Source organism: Pseudomonas sp. FBCC-B545 (assembly GCF_059134095.1).
In genome coordinates this window covers 961,681-982,180 of sequence record NZ_CP101441.1, presented here as the reverse complement: position 1 = coordinate 982,180, position 20,500 = coordinate 961,681, and the positions used below count along the sequence as shown (strand labels likewise).

Below are 20,500 nucleotides of genomic sequence, written 5' to 3'. Positions count from 1 at the left end.
ACCGTGACTGGCATCAGTCACGCTCCATCGCTGCACTATCGTTGGTGAGGAAAACCGGGCCTTGCGGCCCGGTCATCGGGGGTGGCGTTACACCACATTGATGCCGCTTTGTACCCACAGCTGATGGGCCTGATCTTCCGGGCTGGTGTAGATCACGTACTCCAGACCGTTCTCTACTTGCGTCACACCGCCAGTCCAGTCGCCTGTCAGGTGCACGCTGTCCTGATCATCGCCCTGGATCATCAAGCGCTCCGACTCAGGCCCAGTGATGGACACCAGGTCTTCCAGGCTCAACGTCAGGTCTACCGCGCTGACGTCGTTCAGGTCGATACTGTGCACATCGCTGACTTTGCCAATCAGGTCGGTGAGGTTAATGGCGGCATCCCCCCCTTCCCACAGCAACCCGTTTGCACCCGCGCCGGCATCGACATGGGTGAAGTCGGTGTCATCGATCGCCACGGCATCGTGGTGCTCAGCATCGACGTTGGCGTCGTCATCCGCAGTCTGTTCCGCCGCACCCAGGGTGGCGGCAATGCCGGCGCCCTCAGTGGCAGGCGCACCCGGGTTGGCGTCGTCCCAGACCAAGTCACGGTCTGGCGAGTCGATGCGGATGTACACGTCTGCGGTCTCTTCCTGCCCCGTCGGCGTGGTGAGTTTGTAGGTGAATTTATCCACCTGGCCAATCTCGTCCAGCGTCAGGCCGGCATCCGGCGTATAGACGTATTTACCATCGGCAAAGACGGTCAACGTGCCGTGTTCACCGACGATTTTCGCCCCCGTCTGCCCAGGCACCACATAAGCCCCGGCTACCAGCACGCTCAACACCGTCAATGGCGAGCCGAGCACATCCGGCCCGGCCAGGCTGCCAGCCAACAGGTCGCCTGTGGCGTTGGTCATTTCACCTGCCACAAATTGCGTGGTGAAGGTAGTGGTCAACGTCTGAGCCACCGTGATGGTCGACAATGACAGCACCGAGCCTGTGGATGCGGTCACCCGATACGAACCGGCATCCAGCCCGGTGAACGTATGCGACGACTGGGTGGTGGTCTGTTGCGTTTCCCATACACCTGCAATCAGCTTTTGCAGATTGACGGTCGTGGATGGCAGCAGGGTCAAGCCGGAAGCACTGACATCGACTTTCAATGCAGCAACAGAGTCGGCAGCCACCACTATGACTTCGCCCGTGCCCGTTCCCGTGCCGATCGCCGGTAGGTTGTAGGTCAAGGCCGGCGCGTTGGCCTCAGTCACCAGGTTGACGATCGCAATCTGCGCCGAGCCCAGGTCATCGTTCGCAACCGTGTTGACCGTCCCTGGAGCCGATGGGTCTGTAGCGTTCCAGGTCACGTCGACACTTGGGCTGTCGATGCGCACATACAAGGTGGCGGCGGCAGAACCACCGGCACCGTTGACCAAGTGGTATTCGAAGGCATCCACTTTGCCGATGTTGGCGACATCGCCGTTCGGGGTGTACTTGTAGTCACCATTGGCAAAAATAGTCAGTTGACCATATTGGCCTTGCAGCACCGTGCCGGTGGTGGCGTCTGCATCGACGAACTCACCGCCGACCTCGACCTGCACCTTGACGGGCCCACCGTTGCCCGGCACATCCGGGGTACCTCCAACGCCAGGATCAGTGATGACGTTGCCGGACACCTCGGGACCGGCTTCGCCAGTGAACTCGGTCAGGCTGTCGTTGGTGACGCTCAATACAGCCGTCGCACCCGCGCCGATGCTGACCAGGTTCGGATCCAGCTTGAGCGTGAAGCGGTATTGCCCGGCCTGCAGCCCTTCGATCTCGGCAGTGGTGCTTTGACCGAACAGGCCCAACAGATCCAGCAAGCCCGAACCGTTACTGCCCTGCTGAACCGGCAACCAGCCACCCGCACCGTCGCTCACCTCCAGAGCCGCGGTGAACCCGCCCCCTAGCAGCGAAACCAGATCGGCCTGGGCAAACTGCAGGTTCAGCGTGCCACTGGAGCCTTCGGCAACGGAGAACTCCTGCACCTTGGTGTGATCGCCCAGGATGATCCCGCCCACACCCAGCAGGGTGAAGACACGCATATCAGCCAGGCCGGTGTTGGAGGTGACGGGTTTGATGGTCACTTCGCTTGTGGCGAGATCGTCGAAGGCTTCCAGGTCGGCGTCGGCATCCGCATCAGCGTCGGCATCGGCATCCGCATCCGCATCGGCATCGGCATCGGCGTCAGCATCAGCATCAGCATCAGCATCAGCGTCGGCATCGGCATCAGCATCAGCATCAGCATCAGCATCAGCATCGGCGTCAGCATCGGCATCGGCATCGGCATCGGCATCAGCATCAGCATCGGCATCGGCATCGGCGTCGGCGTCGGCGTCGGCGTCAGCATCAGCGTCGGCATCCGCGTCGGCATCAGCATCGGCATCAGCATCGGCGTCGGCATCCGCGTCGGCATCGGCATCCGCGTCGGCATCGGCATCGGCATCGGCATCCGCGTCGGCATCGGCATCGGCATCGGCATCCGCGTCGGCGTCGGCATCCGCGTCAGCATCGGCATCCGCGTCGGCGTCGGCGTCGGCGTCAGCATCGGCATCGGCATCGGCATCGGCGTCAGCATCAGCATCGGCATCGGCATCGGCATCGGCATCGGCGTCGGCGTCAGCATCAGCGTCGGCATCCGCGTCGGCATCCGCGTCAGCATCGGCGTCGGCATCAGCATCAGCATCAGCATCCGCGTCGGCGTCGGCGTCGGCGTCAGCATCGGCGTCGGCATCGGCATCGGCATCGGCATCGGCATCAGCATCAGCATCGGCATCCGCGTCGGCGTCGGCGTCGGCGTCGGCGTCGGCGTCGGCGTCGGCGTCGGCATCGGCATCCGCGTCGGCGTCGGCATCCGCGTCAGCATCGGCATCGGCATCGGCATCGGCGTCGGCATCCGCGTCGGCATCCGCGTCAGCATCGGCATCGGCATCGGCATCGGCGTCGGCGTCGGTATCATCGATATCAACGGCGACCAAGTTAGTCGGTACAGACTCATTACCCGCGGCGTCCTTCAAGGTGACGGCGAGTGTTTCGCCGTTGACCTGAGGCGTGTTCAGGGTGACTTGAAAGGTGCCGTCATCCCCCACCGTCCCAGTGCCGATGACATTGCCATCGATACCCTTGACGGTCACGGTGGTATTGGGCTCGCCTTTACCACTGATCGTTGCGCCGTCGGCGCTTAGCGCCAGATCGTACGGGGCGGAAGGTGCAGTTGTGTCACCCGCCACCACAGGGCTGGCAGGTGATACGTTGCCGGCAGCGTCCTTGAGTACGACGCTCAGTGTTTCGCCATTAGTCTGTGGCGTGTCCAGCGTGACCTGGAAGCTGCCGTCGGCCCCCACTTTGCCGGTACCTATCACATTACCGTTGGCGTCGCTGATGGTAACGGTGGCGTTGGGTTCGCCTCTGCCGCTGACGATAGAGCCATCGGGGCTGACCTGCAGCTCTGAAGCAGCAGCAGGCCCCGTGGTGTCACCGGCGACCACGGTCGCAGGCGGTGAAACTTGGCCCGTAGCGTCTTTGAGGGTGACTTGCAGTGTTTCACCATTGGTCTGCGGCGTGCCCAGGTTGACCTGGAAATTGCCGTCTGCACCGACAGTGCTGGTGCCGAGCACATTACCCGCAGCATCTTTGACGGTCACCGTCGTACCGCCCTGGCCCTTACCGGTGAGTAGGGTGCCCGCACCGTTGACGGCCAGGCCGCTCGCGGCCCCTGGAGCGGCGGGTGGTGAATCGTGATGACCACCGCCTCCGCCGCCGCCGCTCATTGCCGCAGCGGCGCCACCCACGGCAAGTATCCCCAGCCCCCACAGCACCCAACTCGGGATGGAACTGTCCGCGGCGATGGCTGCGACACCCAGGCCATCGAGGGTCGAAATTTCAGTGAAGGTGAAGCCCGAATAGGGTGTGGAGTAGTTGCCGAGCAACAATGTACCGTCTGCACTTTCCAGAACCAGTTGGTTCGTCGCACCGTCAGCGCCCACCACAAAAAAGTTCTGGACCGTAACGGTCTCACCTGACTTCAACGTGACTACCAGATTCTGCCCGGACTGTTGAAACGACTGAACGCTTTCAGGCCCGAAGGGCAACTTTACAATGCTGGTGCCTTTGAGACTGGTATTTCCAAAGGCATGTTCCGTTGCCGTCCCAGTCGCCTTGTCGACAATTGTTATGTTTTTCATCTCTCACCCGTTCTATTTATGGACACACAAAGCTCAGCGCGAGCGAATACCCGCGGCGGTGATTACCGCCGAGCGCTAAATTTGTTTTCGCGTTATTAGTGAATTGCCCAGAATAAGTGGCGATCAACCCACGCCCGTTTCTTCACGCAGTCGCGAGTTGATGGGCTCAGACTCGCCGCTCACTGGCGCCAATTGATGTGGCTGGTTCGCAAGTTCAGAGGGCGCTGCTACAGGCAACAAGTGGCTGCGCCCGCAAGCCCATAACTCAAGCAATCTGGAGAGATGGAGGACCGTAAGGCTGGCCTTCTCGAGTTCCCGGCTGGTTTGGGTCGAAGCAGTCGACCGTGCGGAAAAACTCGCTGTTCGCTTCCTTTCGCTAGCCATTTCTTAGGCACCTGCACAACTGGAAAAAGTACAACGCTTCGGTAAAAACTGCGCAGGCACACCCACATGACAACACCCGCCAACCCGATACTAGCGAGGCAATTGCCGACATCAAAGGGAAAACTAAACCGGTGCGAAGCAGGTCTATTTAGTGATCAGATTTGTCACACACATGAGACGCATCGGTTATGTTTGCATTATCACAACATGATAATTAAGCACTCTCCACATGCATTCCACATGATGAATTGATGATCAAAAAGCAGCGAAAACATACCAAGCCTCTTAAGTTGTAATAATTTATTTCAAGGTGACACACACACAAAACAAGCTCATGCGAACCAGTTAGTCCATTAGTAATAAAACGCCTATAGCTGCAGAGCTCGCGTAATGCGAGGCAGCAAAAATCATTGATCAGAACGGGGATGGGTATTAAGAGGAGACATCGAGGGGTTGGCGCGTGAAGTGCCTGAAGTGAAGCGAACGCAGATGCACGTCAATATCCGAGAACCCACCCGAAGGGGGCTCTCGGAACATACCTTTATTGAGGTTTGCGATAACTATTGATGATGGCCGAGAAGTCTTTACCGCCCTCCCCGCGCTGACTCATCGACTGGTACAACTGCTGGGCCACTGCCCCCAGGATCACCGGCTGATGCGCCTGGCGCGCAGCCTCAGTGGCCAGGCCCAGATCCTTGAGCATCAGATCGGCACCAAAACCACCGGTGTAACCCCGCGATGACGGCGCGGTCTCGATCACGCCGGGCCAGGGGTTATAGGTATCGGAACTCCAGCAGCGCCCGGTGGAGCTGTTGATGATGCCGGCCAGTACTTGAGTGTCAATACCGAGTGCATCTCCCAGGGCCATGGCTTCACTGACGCCGACCATGCTGATACCCAGCAGCAGGTTGTTGCAGATCTTGGCGATTTGCCCGGTGCCGACATCACCGCAGTGCACGATATTGCGGCCCATCTGCGCCAATACCGGCTGAAGGGTGGCGAACAGTTCCGGGTTGGCGCCGACCATGAAGGTCAACGTCCCGGCTTGCGCGCCGCCAGTGCCGCCGGAAACCGGTGCATCGGCCACGGCCACGCCCTGTTTCGCCGCCGCTGCCGCTACATCACGGATGGTCTGCGGGTCGATGGTGCTGCAATCCACCGCTGGCACGCCTTTGCCGATGCCTGCCAGCACGCCGTCTTCATTGAGCCAGACGCTGCGCACGTGGGCGGCGGCCGGCAGCATGGTAATCACCAGTTCCGCGCCTTGGGCCGCGTCACGGGGCGAGCTGCTGATGGTGCCGCCCAATTCGGCGAGTTCCTTGAGTACCGCCTGGTTCAGGTCGAACAGCTTAAGCGCGTGCCCAGCCTTGATCAAGTTACGGGCCATGGGCGCGCCCATGTTGCCCAGGCCGATAAATGCAATCTTCATGGTCGTCTCCCAGATTCAGCGCAGGTTGATGGTGGTGTTGACACCATCGTTGACGGTGTCGTCATCGAACCAACGGCTGGTGACGGTTTTGGTTTGGGTGTAGAACTGCACCACTTGCTTGCCATACGGACCAAGGTCGCCGAGCTTGGAGCCCCGGGAGCCGGTGAAGCTGAAGAACGGTACTGGCACCGGGATCGGGATGTTGATACCGACCTGGCCCACATCGATTTCGCTCTGGAACTTGCGCGCCGCCGCACCGCTCTGGGTGAACAGGCCAGTGCCGTTGCCGAACGGGTTGGCGTTGACCAGGGCGATGGCTTGATCGAGGGTGTCGACTTCCAGCACCACCAGCACCGGCCCGAAGATTTCCTCGGTGTAGATGCGCATGTCGGTGGTGACGCCCGAGAACAGGGTCGGACCGACAAAGTTACCTTGTTCGAAGCCCGGCACCTTGATATCGCGGCCATCCAGTTCCAGCTTGGCGCCTTCCTTCACGCCGCTTTCGATCAGCTCCAGGATGCGTGCCTTGGCGCGCTTGGAGATCACCGGGCCGACATCCGTACCGGCTTCGCTGCCGGCGTTGACCTTGAGCTTCTGCGCCAGGGCCTTGAGGTCCGGCAGCCACTGCTTGGCCGCGCCCACCAGCACCACCACCGAAGTGGCCATGCAACGCTGGCCCGCCGCGCCGAACCCGGCGCCGACCAGGGCATTGAGGGTGTGTTCGCGGTTGGCATCCGGCAGCACAACGGCATGGTTCTTGGCGCCCATCATCGACTGCACACGCTTGCCGTGCTTGCCGGCCAGGTCGTAGACATGGGTGCCCACGGCGGTCGAACCGACGAAGGATACGGCCTTGATGTCTTTGTGGGTACACAGTGCATCCACCACGTCCTTGCCGCCATGCACCACGTTGAGTACGCCGGCCGGTACACCGGCTTCCAGGGCCAGCTCCACCAGCAGCATGGTCGACAACGGGTCCTGCTCGGATGGCTTGAGTACGAAGGTGTTCCCGCAGACGATGGCCATCGGGAACATCCACAGCGGAATCATCGCCGGGAAGTTGAATGGGGTGATGCCGGCGCACACGCCGATAGGCTGGCGCAGGGTGTAGGTGTCGACGCCACCGGCTACGTTCTCGGCGAACTCGCCCATTTGCAGGGTGCCGATGGAGCAGGCGTGCTCGACCACTTCCAGGCCACGGAAAATATCGCCTTCGGCATCGGCAATGGTCTTGCCCTGCTCAGCGCTGAGGACCACGGCGATACGCTTGGAATGTTCACGGATCAAGGCTTGCAGCTTGAGCATGATGCGCATGCGTGCGCCGATAGGCGTCAGCTTCCAGGTCTGGAAGGCACGATGGGCGGCGTCGATGGCAGCGTTGACTTCATCGGCAGTGGCGAACGGGACTTTGGCCAGCACTTGCTGGGTGGCCGGGTTGACGATGTCTTGCCACTGCGTGGTCTTGGACTCGACCCACTCGCCGTTGATCAGCAACTTGACCTGTTGCACGGAAATATCGGCAGATGCGTTCATGTGGTCTCCAGAATCTTGTATTTATGCAGAGAACCAAGGCGTTGAATCGCCTTGAAGAATGAGGCGTTCGGACTGTTTTTGGAGTATAGATGTGCAAACTTCTAATAAGAACGCACATAAAAGCCGGTCCAATATGCAAAAAAACATCACCTCCCTGGGCTCCCTGAACTGGGATGACCTGAAGTTTTTCCTCGAAGTAGCCCGCACCCGCAAGGCCAGCGTGGCCGCCAAGCGTCTGGCAGTGGACTACACCACCGTGTCGCGGCGCATCAGCTCGTTGGAAGTGTCGCTCGGTACCCTGTTGTTTGAAAAATCCCGGACCAACGGCTTTGTCCTCACCACCGAGGGCCAGCGGCTGCTGGGCTACGCGGAGACCATCGAAAGCACCTTGCACATGGCCTGCGAACAAGTCTCCGGCTCCGGCGTGGCGCTGTCCGGCCACGTGCGCATGGGCTGCACCGAAGGCTTCGGTAGCTTCTTCGTCACCCCGCAATTGAGCCATTTCGTCGACACCTATCCTGCGATCTCAGTAGATATCCTGCCGCTGCCGCACTTCATCAGCCTGTCCAAGCGCGAAGCCGACATCGTCATCGCCCTGGAACGCCCGGAGCACGGGCCCTATGTGTGCTGCAAACTATGCGACTACAAACTGCAGCTTTACGCGACCCAGGATTACCTCGACCAACACCCGCCGATCCGCAAACCCGCGGATTTGGCCGAGCACCCGTTTATCAGCTATGTGGATGACCTGGCGTTCAGTTCGGAGTTGCTGTACTTGGCCAACGTCGTGCCAGGCGCCAGCGCCAGTTTGCGCAGTACCAGCGTGATCGCGCAGTACGTGGCGGCACAGCAAGGGCGGTCGATGGCGATATTGCCGTGTTTTTTGGCGGCGCAGGATCCGCGCCTGTTACCCGTGCTGGGCGAGCAGATTGCGATTACGCGGCAGTTCTGGATGTATTGCCGGGAGGATTTGCGCAAGTTGAAGCGGATTACGTTGTTGTGGGATTACATCAGGGAGGTGACGGAGCAGAATCAGGGGTTGTTGATGGGGGAGACGCGGGAGATGCGGTTTGCCGATTGAACACACCGCAAAACAGATGTGGGAGGGGCGGTGCGACGATTCGACTTGCTCCCGATGGCGGTGTGTCAGTCACTGAATGTGCTGACTGACACACCGCCATCGGGAGCAAGCCCCCTCCCACATTTTGAATGTATTTCAGGTTGAGGCGGGTGAATTGCCTTAGTCCGCGATCACCACGATCGATACCCGCCGATTCTCGGTTCGGCCTGCCGTTGTCGTATTCGATGCCACCGGCTCGCTGCTGCCCAGGCCGCGCAGTTGGACGTTCTCTTCTTTCATACCCACGCGGGTCAGCACGTTGCCCACGCTTTTGGCGCGGCGCAGGGACAGCGCCACGTTGTAGGGTTCTTTGCCGGAAGCGTCGGTGTGGCCGTCAACGCGCACGCGCTCGATGCCTGCGCCAACCAGGGCGCTGCCGATGCGCTCAACGATGTCGGTGCTGGGTTTGTTGAGGGCTTCAACGTCGCTGCCAAACAGCACTTTGCCAGACAGGCCGAAGGCCCAGCCCTCGTCGGTCAGCTCGAAGCCTTGTTGTTTGAGCACGGCGACTTGCGCCGGGGTCAGGCCCTTGGGCGGTGGCGTCTGGCAGCCGCTGAGGGCCAGGAAAGCAACGAGTAAGGAAATAAATAAACCGCGTGTATTAGCGAACAAGGGAATCAACTCCTGTGTTGAACATTGACGACGGGGCGCTCCGACTCCGCCGTTTGCTGGCCGCCCGAGGACAGTCGTTTGGCCTGGTACATCGCCGCATCGGCGGCGTTGAGCAAGGTGCCGGGAGTGGCGCCATGATCGGGATAAATGGCAATGCCAATACTGAGGGAGGTCAATACCTGGGTCTCCCCAGGCAGTGGGATCGCCACGTCCATGCTGGCAATGATCTTGTCGGCGATGCGCTGGGCGTCTTCGGCCTTGTGCAGGGGCGCCAGCAACACCGCAAATTCATCGCCCCCCAGGCGCGCCACCAGGTCATCCTCGCGCAGTTGCGCACGCACGCGATCGGCAACGGCTACCAGTACGGCATCGCCGGCGGCGTGGCCGAACCTGTCGTTGATGTCTTTGAAGCGGTCACTGTCGAGAAACAGCACCGCCACTTGCTCGTTGACCTTGGCTGCGCTGCGCAAGGCACGGATCAACCGGCCTTCGAAGAACGCGCGGTTGGGCAGGCCGGTGAGGCTGTCGTGGCTGGCTTGGTGAGCCAGGGTTTCGTTCTCGCTTTGCAAGTGGCTCTGCCAGGCTTCCATCTCGCCAAGCAAGGCGTTGAAGTCGCTGCCCAGGCTGTCGAGTTCGGCGATCTGCGCGGAGGGAACGCGGCGGTCGAAGTCACGCTCGCTGCGGGCTGCGTGGGCCACAGCGGCCAGGCGTTGCAGTGGCACGGTGATGCCATTCAACAGACGCCGTGACAAGTGCAAGGCCACCCAGGCGCTGAGGGCGGTACAGATCAGAATCCCGACCAGGCCGCTGAGCAAGAAGCGCAATAGACTGCCACCGTGGCCGACCAGGTGAATGCTGCCCACGGTTTGCCCTTGGCGCAGGATCGGTTGGCTGATGGGCTGTTCAAGCAGGGCGTGCGCTATTTGCAGCTCGACACGTGACAACATGCCGGTTTCCGGGCGTACCCATCGCGCCAGCAACTTGCCATTGATATCGAAAACTTCCGCCTGGGCCACTTCCTCGGTGGAGGCAATCAGGCTCAGGGCTTCGGTAGCCGCCGCGCTGTCATTGAACACCACCGCCGCTTCCACGGTGTAATTGATGGAACGGGCGATCAGATGCAGGTTGTGCTCGGCGTAGACCCGTAGGGCAAGTACGCCGAGCAGGGTCAGGGACACACTGGCCAGGGTGACCGCCACCAGGGCCAGGATCATATGCCCACGGGCAATCACCGAGCGCAGGGTCGGCCGCACCTTAGTGCCGCTCATGACCCTGGCGCTCGACGGCGAGATAACTGCAACACGCTGGGGTGGATGCGCACGCCGCTGCGGGCGACGGAATCCAGGTTGACCTCGAACGATACTTGCTCATCGCTCACTCGCAGGCAGAACAGACTGCCCACCGTGCATTGGTCGCCGCCTTCGCTGATGCTGAGTACCGGGTGGCCAATCAGTGAGGTGAACAAGCGGCTGCGTTCGTCCGCGGTGAGCTTGCCGATGTAGACGGCGTCGCAGGCGTTGACGATGTCGGGATGATCGACCAGCAGGCGCCGCACCAGCACCGGACGGCCGGTAGCCTGGGTGGTGCCTTTGACCAGGTCGTCTGTGTATTGGGTCGGCCCGACAACGCACAGCCGCAACTGCGCAGGCTCTACCGGCCATCGGGCGTAGCTGAGGATACCGAGCACCACTTGGGTAACCGCCTGGGCACGCTGCTCGGCAAGGCTTTGGGTCTGTGCCCATAGAGGCGTCACCAGCAGGCACAGAACCGCCACCAGTAACATGCGTCTCCAGCTCAAACTACGCTCAGTGGGCGAGCCAGCCACGTTCATGCAGCAATTCTCTCAGGTGTTTTTCCAAGGTGATGCCGCAACGATAGCACAGCGGCGGAAAACCCCACGAAACACGGTTTGCGGGGGGCGCACTATTTTTTCAGAAAAATCAGACAGCTGAATAAGAAATATTGCATGACCTATCAGTCAGTTTTTTCAGGCACGGCATCCAATTCCAGCATCAGCCCGCTCAAGCGTTTGACCTTGCGGCGCACGGCCTCCTCAAACACGCCGCTGCGCGGCTCGATCAGGCTGAACCAGCGCTTGGCGCGGGTAATACCGGTGTAGATCAACTCTTTGGTCAGCACCGGATTGAGCGCATCCGGCAAGATCAGTGCGGTATGGGTGAACTCAGAGCCCTGGGATTTGTGCACGGTCATTGCGAAGACGGTTTCCACGTCATTGAGCCGGCTGGGCAATACAAAGCGCACGCCGCCCTGGCCATCGTTACGCGGAAAGGCCACGCGCAGCACCTGGGGGCCACCGTCGCTTTCGGGCAATTTCAGCGCGATGCCGATGTCGCCGTTCATCAGGCCCAGGCCGTAATCGTTACGGGTCATCAGCACCGGACGGCCTTCGTACCAATGCTCATCGCCTTCGATCAGGCGCACTTTGCGCAGCGCCGCGGTGATGCGCAGGTTGAGCCCTTCAACGCCCCAAGGGCCCTTGCGTACGGCGCAAAGCAGCTGGAACGCGTCGAAGGCTTGCAGCAACTGTTGCGCCCAATGGGTCCAGGCAGGGTCGTCCCGCCGCGTATCCAGCGATGGACGTGCCGATTGCAGCAGGTTCAGATAGTAGCGATAACCTTGGGCACCCTCGCCCTGCCCGTCCAGAACCAGACGCTCAAGTGCGTGGTCATGTTCACCCTTGAGGCTGACGCAGAAGAGGTCGTCGTGGCGGCGTGCGGCCAACAGCTGGCGGGCCTCTTCGGCGTTTTGCTGGTTAACCCAACGCGCCAGTTGGCCGATGCCGCTGCCCTCACCGAAGCGGCGCGAATAGCGCAGCATCACTACTTGCTGGGCCAGGGGATGACTGCCATCGAGGTCTTCTTGCAGGCCACTGGTACTGAGGTCTTCGCCGCTGACCGCTTGCAACCATTGGCGCGTTTGCGGGCTGTACCAGCCGGCTTCGGCATCGCGGCACAAGTCGCCGAGTACGGCTCCCGCTTCCACCGATGCCAGTTGGTCCTTGTCGCCCAGCAGTATCAGGCGTGCATGGGCCGGCAAGGCGTCGAGCAGGTTGGCCATCATTTCCAGGTCGATCATCGAGGCCTCATCCACCACCAGCACATCCAGAGGTAACGGGTTACCCAGGTGATGACGGAAATGTCGGGTTCCCGGGCGGCTGCCCAGCAGACGGTGGACAGTGGTGACCTGAGTGGGGATTTTTTCCCGCACGTTGTCGGCCACTGTCAGCGACAGCACTTGCTGGCTGATGGATTCGGTCAGGCGCGCGGCGGCTTTACCGGTGGGCGCGGCCAGGCGGATACGCAACGGGTTGTTGGACTCCACAGCGGGCGCTTGCAACAGCGCGAGCAGGCGCACCACCGTGGTGGTCTTGCCGGTGCCGGGGCCGCCGGTGACGATGCTGAATGGGCCGCGGGTCGCCAGGGCACAGGCGAGTTTTTGCCAGTCGATCACGCCATCCGGAGCCGGTTGATCGAACAGGCGATTGAGGCGCTGCGGTAGATCATCGGCAACGCTCTCCACGCTCGCAAGACGCTGACGCAAGGCACTGTCGATACGCCGCTCGTAGGTCCAGTAGCGGCGCAGGTACAGGCGCTTGCCGGACAACACCAACGGTCGGCTCTGGGCGGCTGCGCTGCCCTCGACCGCCAGCGCGACCAGTTGGCTGGACGCCAGGGCATGACACCAATGAGCGCCGTCCAGGCCATGCAGCAGCTGCGACGGCAGCAGCATGGCGCCGGTGTGCGGGTCGCCCTCGGGCGGCAGTGACAGGGCGAAGTCCGGGGCCTTGAGGGTTTCGAACAAATCCAGACAGACGTGACCATGACCCAACTGATGGCTGGTCAAGGCGGCCGCCAACAGCACCAGAGGATCGGCCTGTGGATCAAGCTCATGCAGGAAGCCGACGAAGGCTTTGTCCAAGGCACGCAACCAGCCACGGTCGACCCAACGCTCCAACAGTTGCAGCAGGTCGGCGGCGCGGCTCAGGGGCGCCAGCTCTTCCAGCGGTAACGGCGACAGGTTCATAGCAGCACTCCTTGTTCCCAGGCGGGCTCAACCTTGGGCGGGATAGGCTTGCCTTGGAACAACAGGTCCAGCCCCTCGATCAGCTCACGGGGGGGCCGGGTGAAATACGCGCCCTGGCTCACCGACTGGGTACCGCGCAGGAACAGGTACAGAGCGCCGCCGACGTGCTGGTCGTAATCGTAATCCGGCAGGCGTGCCTTGAGCTGACGATGCAGGGCCAGCAGGTAAAGTACGTATTGCAGGTCGTACCGATGCTCGAGGATCGAATGCTCCATGGCATCAACGGTGTAGGCTGAATCGTCGGGACCGAGCCAGTTGGATTTGTAGTCCGCCACGTAGTAGCGGCCATCATGCTCGAACGTCAGGTCGATAAAACCCTTGAACATACCGTTGAGCAACACCGGCTCAGCGGCCACGCGGGAGACACCGCCGTGGGTGTGCTGGCACACCAGCTTGTCGAGGGCGAGCACATCGACCTTGTGGCTGGCGAACCAGAATTCCATTTCGATCTGGTACTGCTTCAGGCCGCTGAGGGTGACGTGGTCGTTGCACAGGGGCAGCGGCGTTTGCAGCAGATGACCCAGCCAGCCGCTGAGGGTGACGATCCAGCCCTCCCAGTTGCGGCGATTACAGCGTGCGCCCACGGCTTTTTCGATCGCCTCAGGCGTCACGTTGAAACCCTCTTCACCGGCCCACTCCAATAACCCGTGAAGGAAGGTGCCTGGATTAGGGCCGCGTGGGAAACGGTGAATGTCACCGCCGGACGCCGCCACTTCCCGTGGTGCATCCGGGTCGAGGCGTTCGTCGTCGAACAGCTTCTGGGCCTGCGGGCTTTCCGGTGCTTCGAGGCTGGCGGCGCTCATGCTGTCGCCAATGCGCAAGGCGCTGTAGGAAGCGATCCACCAGTTTTCCGCAGCCTTGCGCTTAGGCAGCAACGGCGCCAGCAGGGTCGCTTCATTGCGTGGCGGGTGGAACAGGATGTCTTGCGCATCTGGCACAGGTGCATAACTGATGGCCGGGCAGCCTTGCTGCAAGTCCAACAGCCAGCGCGCCAGGTCGGCGGATTCGCCTAGCGACGCACCGGCGCCCAGCAGATAGCCCAAGGCCGAGAGGTGCAAAACCGAACTGCTGTTATTGCCGCGCTTGAGGTCGGCGATGCCCAGCCAGCACGCGTGTTTGGCGCGGGTCAACGCCACGTAGAACAAGCGCAGGTCTTCGGCCAGGCGCTCATCATCGGCCTGGGCAATCAGCTCGGCCGTCGGCCGCAGGCTCACTTGGGACTTACCCTGTTCATCGTGGTAATGCAGCGGCAAGCGACTGCCATCCACCGGTTTGGCCGAGCAGATGAACGGCAGGAACACCAAGTCGTATTCCAGGCCTTTGGATTTGTGGATGGTCACCACCTTGACCAGTTGCTCATCGCTTTCCAGCCGCAGGATCTGCTCTTCGCCAGCCTGGCCCGACAGCGCCAAGTGTTCGGCCAGATGACGGATCAACGCCTGTTCACCATCGAGTTCCGACGCGGCTTGTTGCAACAACTCACTGAGGTGCAACAGGTTGGTCAGCACACGCTCGCCATCACTGCGGGCGATGAGGGTTTGCGGCAACTTGAAGTCGTGGAGCAGGCGGCGCAGCATCGGCAGCACGCCTTGGGTACGCCAGATCGAGCGGTAACCCCGGAACTGCATAACGCGGGATTCCCACGCCAATTCGTCCTGGTTCAGGCGCTCCAGTTCCGCCAACGACAGGTTCAAGGTGACGCAGGCAAGGGCAGCGCGTAGCGGGCGCTCGACATCCGGCTCGGCGCACGCCTTGAGCCATGCCAACAGGTCGTGGGCTTCCTGGGCGGCGAACACCGAGTCTTTATCCGACAGGTACACGCTACGCACGCCACGGCTGGCCAGTTCAGCACGTACGGCCTGGGCTTCCTTGCCGTCGCGCACGAGGATGGCGATGTTTGAGGGCAGCACACCGGTGAAACTGTCTTTCGTGACAAACCCCGTCGTGCCTTGCTGCCCGCCGTTGAGCAGCGCGACGATCTGCGTGGCACAGGCAGCAGCCAGTTGTTGGCGATAAAGCGCGTTGGAAATCGGCTGGTCGGTGGGCAGGTGCCAAAGGTTCATGGCCGGCAGCGTCTGGCCGTCGACCTGCAACTGTTCTTTGCGACCCTGGGACAATACCGGGTGGAACGGCACTGGATTCTCGCCATTGGACTCGCGAAACAGGAACGCCCCCCGGCCGGTTTCAGCCCGCTGGAACACATGGTTCACCGCCTCTACCATCGCATGGCTGGAACGGAAATTGGTGCCCAGGGTGTGATGACGGCCGGTGGTGGACTGCCGGGCGCGCAGGTAGGTGTAGATGTCGGCGCCGCGGAAGGCGTAGATCGCCTGCTTGGGATCGCCGATCAGGAACAGGCCACTGTCGAGGTGGTTCTCCTCGATGCGGTAGATGCTGTCGAAGATGCTGTATTGCACAGGGTCGGTGTCTTGGAACTCATCAATGAGCGCCACCGGGAATTGCTCACGGATCACACTGGCCAGGCGCTCGCCCCCGTCGGCTTGAAGGGCCGCGTTGAGGCGAATCAGCATGTCGTCGAAGCCCATCTCTGCGCGGCGACGCTTTTCTTCTTCGAAGCGTTTGCCGACCCAGCCGGCAGCATGTTGCAACACCGCTGCGTCTGGTGTTGGCAAGGCGTCGAGGCTGGCTTTGAGGCTCGCCATGGCCTCGATCCCTGGGTGCTGCGGCGGCTCACCTTTCCAGGCTTCGGCCATGCCGTCGGGCGTCAGGCGCGTGAAGCCGGTGCCGATGTCCAGTTGTTCCAGAGCTTCATCAGCGGCCCAGGCGCTGATCTTCTCGAACCAGGGTTCGAAGTAGCGCGCTTGCATTTTGCGACCATCGACAGCTTTGGCCGCAACAGCTTGCAGGCAGATATCCCGCAGCTCGACGGCCCATTGTTGCCAAGGCGCCTTGAGGCTTACCAGCGCTGCGCGACGTTCTTGCAGGCAGGCGTTGATCAGCTCCGCCGGCTCACGACTTTCATCGGTGGGTCGTTCACTGCCGAACAGCGCACGCACTCGCGGCATCAGTGCAGCGGGGCCGCCCCAATGGCTGCGCACCCAGTTGAGCGCGTCGTCGTGCATCGGGTAGCAGAACAGCCGCCAGTAGTCGCGCAGCACTTCGCCCAGCAGGTCGCTATGGTCGGTTTCAAGGGTCTGGGTGAACAAGCTGCCGCTGTCGAAGGCGTGTTCACGCAGCATGCGCTGGCACCAGCTGTGGATAGTCGAGACGGCGGCTTCATCCATCCATTGCGCGGCGATGTCCAGGCGGTTGGCGCAGGCGGGCCACTGCTCCGGGGGGTACTGATCGCGCAGGTCGGCGATCAACGCATCGGGCTGCTCGATTTCGTCGCGAAAGAAACGCGCGGCCTCGGCCAAGCGGATGCGGATGCGCTCCCGCAGCTCTTTGGTAGCGGCGTCGGTGAACGTCACCACGAGGATTTGTGGCGGCAGCAGTTCGCGCCCGAAACCGGACTCATCACCGCCGTGGCCAAGCACCAGGCGCAGGTACAAGGCGGAGATGGTAAACGTCTTGCCAGTGCCGGCACTGGCCTCGATCAACTGGCTGCCTTTGAGCGGGAATGCCAGGGCCAGGGATTTGCCGATCATGAGCCGGCCTCCGCGCTGGTGAGTGATCGCCACGGGGCGTTGAGCAGTGGGCGATACAGGGTTTCGCACCAGCCTTCGAACTCTTCGCTGGCAACCAAGGCGGCGTAGTCGGGAAATTGCCGCGTGAGCGCGGGCGTTTCGCGGCGTTCGCCGTCGGTGGTGATGCCATCGCCTTCGTAGGCTTTGCTGGCCGCGGCCTGGGCCTTGACGGGATCGGTCTGGCCGAGCCAGGCAAAGGCGGTTTTCACCGCGACGGGTAGCGGCGTGCTCATGCCGGTGTGCCAGGCCAGCAGCAGGTTGCCAAGGATTTCCTGCGCAATGGGCTTGTCCAGCGGAGCCAGCAGCAAGGTGTCATCACTTGCCACCAGGCCGGTGCTCAATGGCAGGCCACAGGCGCAGGCCACCACATGATTGACCCAGGGTCGGATCAGGCGATGCCACTTGCGGCTCTTGATTGAGCCAATGCTGTTGGGGATGGTGGTGACACTTAACAAACCGCCATCACTGCGTCGATGCAGGCCGCTGATCCAACCTTCCAGCTGGATGCCCTGATACTCAAAACTGATCGGTTCAGCAGCGGTATGCGGGGTTGGCCAAAGGGCCAGAAGGTGTTGATAGCGCTGCACCAGGTCAGGCAATGGCTCGATCAGTTCGTTACGCAGGCACTCACCGAAACCGACCATCGGCAGTAGTCCGCTGCCTTGCAGGCGCAGCGCCTGGGCATTGAGGGCCTGATCGAGGTGATCGGGTTGGGTCAGTGCGGCGCTCAGCAGGCTGTCACTGAGGCTGTAGCGTTGCAGTGCGTCCAGCACGAAGGGCTCTTCGTCGGCCAGGGGCGCTTCGGCAGCTTCAAAGAACACTTTCAGGCGCTGGCTGAAGAAGTGTTTAACCGGATTACGTAGGAAGTCCTGCAACTGGCCAAGACTCAGCGGCTCGTCCTGTTGGTGTTGCGCCAGCGTATTTTCTGGGCCGGCGGCGACCGGGGTTTCATGCAGCAATTGCCATTCGCGGGCATAACTGAACAGCGGATCGCCTTCGTGAAAGTAGCGGGCACTGAAGGGCTGCAGAGGATGTTCCTGGGTCATTGCGTCAATCAGCGGTGTATCGGTTTTGGCGTGCTGCCAGCCGCTGGCGAGGTGATCGCGCAGTTGACCAATCAACACCGAGGCTGGGCGATCGCTGTTATCGCGGATGCTGCGCCCTACCCAGCTGATATATAGCTGGCCGCGGGCCGAGAGCAGCGCTTCAAGCAGTAAGTAGCGGTCGTCTTCGCGGCGTGAACGGTCACCGGGGCGGTAGTCGCTGCCCATCAGGTCGAAGTCCAGGGGCGGCTGGGCCCGCGGGTAATCACCATCATTCATGCCGAGCAGACAGACCAGCTTGAACGGGATTGCACGCATGGGCATGAGGGTACAAAAATTGACAGCTCCCGCTAGGAAGCGTTGGGACAGGCGCCCCTGATCCAGTCCGGCCAACCACGCCTCACGGACCACGGTAAGCGGTAACTCGTCCTGCAAGCCAACGGACTCGCAGGTTTCCAGCCACGTCTCTCTTAGTTGTTCGAGCTGACCTAGCAGGTAGTCATCGTGCTCACTGCTGGGCAGGAAAAACAGCTGCATCAAGCGTTGCAGTCGCTCGCCCCAGGCTTGGGGGGAGGCGGGTTGGGACAACGCCTGGTGGGCATCGCTCAAGGCGTCGAGCAAGGCGACCAGCGGGCCGATCAATGCCGCATCAAGGCCGCCGATTTCATCGTAGGGCTCAATCCCATTACAGGCCATGCCGGTGCCCACAGCGTAGCCCAGCAGCATACGACGCAAGCCGAATCGCCAGCTGTTTTGTTCCAGCTCTGTGGGTAGGCCTAAACCAGCGCGTTGCTCAGCATTCAGGCCCCAGCGGATGCCGGCGCCTTCGATCCAGCGATGCAAGGTGGGCAAGTCGCGCTCTTTGATAGCGAAACGTTCGCGCAGGGCGGGCACGTCGAGCAGGTCGAGGATCTCGCTGACGGGGAAACGGCTGTCGGGAAGTTTCAGCAGGTGCTCGACGGCGATCAGCAGAGGGTCGCGGCCGCGCTGGCCTTGGTCGGTAAGCGTGAAAGGAATGAAGCGTGGATCATTTCGTTCGAGCTGGCCGAAGACTGCGCGAATGTGTGGCGCGTAGCTGTCGACGTCGGGGACCATGACGATGATGTCCCGGGGGCGCAAAGTTGGTTCGGCGCTGAAGCGTTGGAGCAATTGGTCGTGGAGGATCTCCACTTCGCGCTGGGCGCTGTGGGCAATGTGGAAGCGGATCGAAGCATCGTGCTCCAAGTCAACAGGGGGCCACAGCTCACGAGTTTCATTCAGCGGGCGCAGTTCGAGGATATCGTCCTGGAGCTGGTTGAGCAGCGTGGTGGGTTCACTGTCGCTGAACAGGTCGATGCGACCGTCACGGAATGCGGCCCGATAGCTGTTGGGGTCATCGTAGCTGTCCAGCAGGCTGATGTAATCACGGCCTTGCTTGCCCCACGCGGCGAGCAACGGATGGGCGTGCTGATGTAGGGTTTGGGGGTCGATGATGACCGGCATACCGGCTTTGCGCGCCTGGCGTTTGTATTCGTTTCGCAGCAGGTCCTTGTCGGCGACAATGTCGGACCAGTGGTGGCGGCAAGGGTTATGCACGCAAAGCAGGACTTGGCTGAAACGGGCCAGACCCGCCAGCGCTTCCAATGCCTGGGCCGGTAACGATGAAATGCCAAAGACAATCACCCGGGAAGGCAAGCCGGACGGCGCTTTTTCAAGGCTATTGATACGTTCGATAAAGCGTTGGTGAACGCCGGCTCGACTTTGGGCCATGCCCTCTGCTCCCACATCCAGCAACAACGCACGCCATAATTCGGCTTGCCAGCAATTGGCAGGGTCGAGCGGTTTGGATTCGCCTCGACCATTGCGTAGTTGGTGGCGGCCTGCGGCCCAATCCTCCAGCCAATCAGCGCGGTAGACCTGGTATTGGTCGAACAAGTCAGCCAGGCGCTCGGCAAGTTGGTAGCGTTTGCGCAGGTCGGTGTCTTGAGTCAAAAAGCGTTGCAAAGGCTCGAAGTGCGGCTGGTCAATCAGCTCGGGTAACAGGCGCATGAGGCGCCAGGTCAGCGGGGCTTTATCGAGCAGGGATTTCGGAGGGATTTCGTCACGGCCCAGGACCATGCGGTAGAGCTGCCACATGAAGCTGCCAGGCAGTTGCACGTCGATTGCAGCAGCAATGCCACAACCGCCCATATCGTCTTCTTCCGGATCTTCGGCCAGGGCCAGCTTGAGCCATTGGGCGATACCGTTGCTTTGTACCAGGGCGATTTCGTTTTCCAAAGGCGCCAGTGGGTAGCGGCGCATCCAACTGACCACCAGGCTACGCAGTTCGTCCAGGCGATTGCCGTGGACCACCATGAATCCAGCGCTGAGGGACGTTGCGTCCGGCATAACGGTTTCCTTGGGAAAAGCAAAATCGAGGGGTGGACTTTAGCACTGTGGTGTACAGGCC

Annotated in this window: 10 protein-coding genes; 1 reads left to right on the top strand and 9 read right to left on the bottom strand. The window is 61.4% G+C overall.

Going from position 1 to position 20,500, the window contains the following annotated elements; all coding sequences use genetic code 11:
* Window positions 1-87: 87 nt before the first annotated feature.
* The 3 genes from NMB39_RS04565 to NMB39_RS04555 all read right to left on the bottom strand — a co-directional run bounded on the left by NMB39_RS04565 (window position 88) and on the right by NMB39_RS04555 (window position 7,546).
* The gene (locus tag NMB39_RS04565; RefSeq protein ID WP_494339587.1) at window positions 88-4,200 is read right to left on the bottom strand and encodes a BapA/Bap/LapF family large adhesin; all 4,113 of its coding nucleotides are present in this window, start codon (window positions 4,198-4,200) and stop codon (window positions 88-90) included.
* 925 nt (window positions 4,201-5,125) lie between these two features.
* The gene (gene mmsB, locus NMB39_RS04560; RefSeq protein WP_057025150.1) at window positions 5,126-6,013 is read right to left on the bottom strand and encodes a 3-hydroxyisobutyrate dehydrogenase; all 888 of its coding nucleotides are present in this window, start codon (window positions 6,011-6,013) and stop codon (window positions 5,126-5,128) included.
* Window positions 6,014-6,028: 15 nt separating this feature from the next.
* Window positions 6,029-7,546, bottom strand: a complete 1,518-nt coding sequence (locus tag NMB39_RS04555; RefSeq protein ID WP_494339588.1) for a CoA-acylating methylmalonate-semialdehyde dehydrogenase — start codon at window positions 7,544-7,546, stop codon at window positions 6,029-6,031.
* Between the two features lie 133 nt (window positions 7,547-7,679).
* Here NMB39_RS04555 and NMB39_RS04550 point away from each other — a divergent pair, with 133 nt between their 5' ends.
* Complete coding sequence (locus tag NMB39_RS04550) at window positions 7,680-8,627, top strand: LysR family transcriptional regulator (RefSeq protein ID WP_057025148.1); 948 nt, start codon at window positions 7,680-7,682, stop codon at window positions 8,625-8,627.
* 159 nt (window positions 8,628-8,786) lie between these two features.
* On the opposite strand, the gene yfiB is transcribed toward NMB39_RS04550, so the two are convergent.
* The 6 genes from yfiB to recC all read right to left on the bottom strand — a co-directional run bounded on the left by yfiB (window position 8,787) and on the right by recC (window position 20,439).
* Entirely contained in the window at window positions 8,787-9,278 is a 492-nt protein-coding gene (gene yfiB / locus NMB39_RS04545) for an outer membrane lipoprotein YfiB (RefSeq protein ID WP_306956433.1), read from the bottom strand.
* Between the two features lie 5 nt (window positions 9,279-9,283).
* Window positions 9,284-10,546: a diguanylate cyclase DgcN/YfiN gene (gene dgcN, locus NMB39_RS04540; RefSeq protein ID WP_494339589.1), complete on the bottom strand. Its 1,263-nt coding sequence runs from the start codon at window positions 10,544-10,546 to the stop codon at window positions 9,284-9,286.
* The gene (gene yfiR, locus NMB39_RS04535) at window positions 10,543-11,109 is read right to left on the bottom strand and encodes a regulatory sequestration protein YfiR (RefSeq protein WP_057025145.1); all 567 of its coding nucleotides are present in this window, start codon (window positions 11,107-11,109) and stop codon (window positions 10,543-10,545) included. Before yfiR ends, dgcN begins: the two co-directional genes overlap by 4 nt.
* A gap of 143 nt (window positions 11,110-11,252) precedes the next feature.
* Window positions 11,253-13,322, bottom strand: coding sequence for an exodeoxyribonuclease V subunit alpha (recD, locus tag NMB39_RS04530; protein WP_494339590.1), 2,070 nt, complete (start codon window positions 13,320-13,322; stop codon window positions 11,253-11,255).
* Window positions 13,319-16,990, bottom strand: coding sequence for an exodeoxyribonuclease V subunit beta (gene recB, locus NMB39_RS04525; RefSeq protein ID WP_494339591.1), 3,672 nt, complete (start codon window positions 16,988-16,990; stop codon window positions 13,319-13,321). Before recB ends, recD begins: the two co-directional genes overlap by 4 nt.
* Window positions 16,987-20,439, bottom strand: a complete 3,453-nt coding sequence (gene recC, locus NMB39_RS04520) for an exodeoxyribonuclease V subunit gamma (protein WP_494339592.1) — start codon at window positions 20,437-20,439, stop codon at window positions 16,987-16,989. The genes recB and recC overlap by 4 nt, the downstream gene beginning before the upstream one ends.
* Window positions 20,440-20,500 lie beyond the last annotated feature (61 nt).

Excerpts from the sequence above, each read along its gene's own strand:
- dgcN (WP_494339589.1), bottom strand. The coding sequence starts at position 10,546 with ATGAGCGGCACTAAGGTGCGGCCGACCCTGCGCTCGGTGATTGCCCGT.
- mmsB (WP_057025150.1), bottom strand. The coding sequence starts at position 6,013 with ATGAAGATTGCATTTATCGGCCTGGGCAACATGGGCGCGCCCATGGCC.
- recC (WP_494339592.1), bottom strand. The coding sequence starts at position 20,439 with ATGCCGGACGCAACGTCCCTCAGCGCTGGATTCATGGTGGTCCACGGC.
- NMB39_RS04555 (WP_494339588.1), bottom strand. The coding sequence starts at position 7,546 with ATGAACGCATCTGCCGATATTTCCGTGCAACAGGTCAAGTTGCTGATC.
- recB (WP_494339591.1), bottom strand. The coding sequence starts at position 16,990 with ATGATCGGCAAATCCCTGGCCCTGGCATTCCCGCTCAAAGGCAGCCAG.
- yfiR (WP_057025145.1), bottom strand. The coding sequence starts at position 11,109 with ATGAACGTGGCTGGCTCGCCCACTGAGCGTAGTTTGAGCTGGAGACGC.
- NMB39_RS04565 (WP_494339587.1), bottom strand. The coding sequence starts at position 4,200 with ATGAAAAACATAACAATTGTCGACAAGGCGACTGGGACGGCAACGGAA.
- recD (WP_494339590.1), bottom strand. The coding sequence starts at position 13,322 with ATGAACCTGTCGCCGTTACCGCTGGAAGAGCTGGCGCCCCTGAGCCGC.
- NMB39_RS04550 (WP_057025148.1), top strand. The coding sequence starts at position 7,680 with ATGCAAAAAAACATCACCTCCCTGGGCTCCCTGAACTGGGATGACCTG.